General features: G+C 61.1%; 1 protein-coding gene and 2 pseudogenes. All 3 read left to right on the forward strand.

Going from position 1 to position 1,586, the window contains the following annotated elements:
• Positions 1-629, forward strand: a pseudogene (locus JCM19049_RS13675) (hypothetical protein); the annotation flags it as partial.
• Positions 614-1,042: a cell division protein FtsQ/DivIB gene (locus JCM19049_RS13680; protein ID WP_054821859.1), complete on the forward strand. Its 429-nt coding sequence runs from the start codon at positions 614-616 to the stop codon at positions 1,040-1,042. The pseudogene JCM19049_RS13675 and the gene JCM19049_RS13680, both read left to right, overlap by 16 nt.
• A gap of 244 nt (positions 1,043-1,286) precedes the next feature.
• A pseudogene (locus JCM19049_RS13685) lies at positions 1,287-1,586 on the forward strand (cell division protein FtsZ); the annotation flags it as partial.

Raw genomic sequence — 1,586 nt, forward strand, 5'->3', positions numbered from 1 at the left:
ACCTGTTTAGCCGCACCTACGAGTTCTACCGGCAGTTCGCCGAGGCGCTCTCCCTGGCCGACACGGTCAGCGTGCTGGACATCTATGCCGCCCGGGAGGATCCGATCGAGGGGGTCACTAGCGAGCTGATTGCCGACCGCATCGAGGTGCCCAGCGCGGTGCTGGACAACGAGCAGGCCATTGTGCGGGTCGTGGAATCCGCGGCTCCCGGGGACGTGATCATGACCATCGGCGCCGGGGACGTAACCCACCTGGCCCGCGCATTGTCCAGGCCATGCGCGAACAGCAGGACTAAGCGGCGGGAGGACCATGAACCAAAGCGCAAAAGTCCTGCCGCTGCCCGAACCGCCGGAGAGGAAACGCCGCCGGGTGATGCTGATCGTCGCCGGAGCGGTGGTGCTGCTCAGCCTGGCCGCGGTGTTGGTGCTCAGCTTCAGCCGGTGCTGGCGGCCAAGCACATCCAGGTCACCGGCACCAAGCTGATTGACGAGCAGAAGGTCACCGAACGCCTCTCCAGCCTGGAAGGCACCCCGTTGCCGCGGATCTCCGAATCCAAGGTGATGGAGCTGATCGGGCAGGAGCCGGCGTTGGATGAGGTGGTCGTGCGCGCCAGATGCCCGACACCCTGAAGGTGGAGCTCGTGGAGGCAGAGCCGGTGGCGGTGCTCATCGAGGGCAAGGACCGCTACCTGGTGGCCGCGGACGGGCGCAAACTGAAAAAAGTGGGCAAGGACGCAAAATATAAATTACCGGGCATCACGGCCTCGGAACGCACCAAGGATCCCGAAGCCTTCAAGCTGTTGACCGGTGTTTTGAGCACCATCGACAACAAGGTTCTGGAACAGGTGAGTTCCGCGACACTGACCCAGGCGGACTTCGTGGAACTGAACCTTCCCAAGAAACGCACGCTGATCTGGGGTGAGGGAGACAAGCCAGAGCTGAAGAACGAAGTCGCCCAGATTTTCCTAAAGGAGCTATCCGCGTCGAGCAACCCGCCCAAGGTGGTGGACATCTCCAATCCGGAAAATCCGGTGACCTACTAGGCGTCGCGGATTGCCCGCATTAACTGGCGCGCCGTGGGTGTGGGAGAAGCAACTTGGGCGAAAATTCTGGAAAGATGGAACGTAGTAGAAAACGACACGCCCCAAGCGGTCGTTGCACTAGACCGGCGCGACTCATAGCGTTCTTATAACGATAGCTTGACAGAAGCCAAACCTTAAGGCTAAGGGTGAAGGTTTCGCGCTGGTTTCGTGATTCATGTAGCACAACTAACAAGGGAAGCGGGACGTGGCAGCTCCACAGAATTACCTCGCGGTCATTAAAGTCGTCGGCATCGGCGGTGGCGGTGTAAACGCGGTCAATCGAATGATCGAAGTCGGGTTGAAGGGCGTTGAATTCATCGCCATCAACACCGACGCCCAGGCACTGCTCATGAGCGACGCCGACGTGAAGCTCGACGTGGGACGCGAACTAACTCGCGGCCTGGGTGCCGGCGCCAACCCGGATGTTGGTCGTCAGGCGGCCGAGGACCACGTCGAGGAGATCGAAGACGTCCTGCGCGGTGCGGACATGGTCTTCGTGACGCCG

Source organism: Arthrobacter sp. JCM 19049, assembly GCF_001310435.1.

Coding starts and splice junctions, on each gene's coding strand:
- JCM19049_RS13680 (WP_054821859.1), top strand. CDS start 614: ATGCCCGACACCCTGAAGGTGGAGCTCGTGGAGGCAGAGCCGGTGGCG.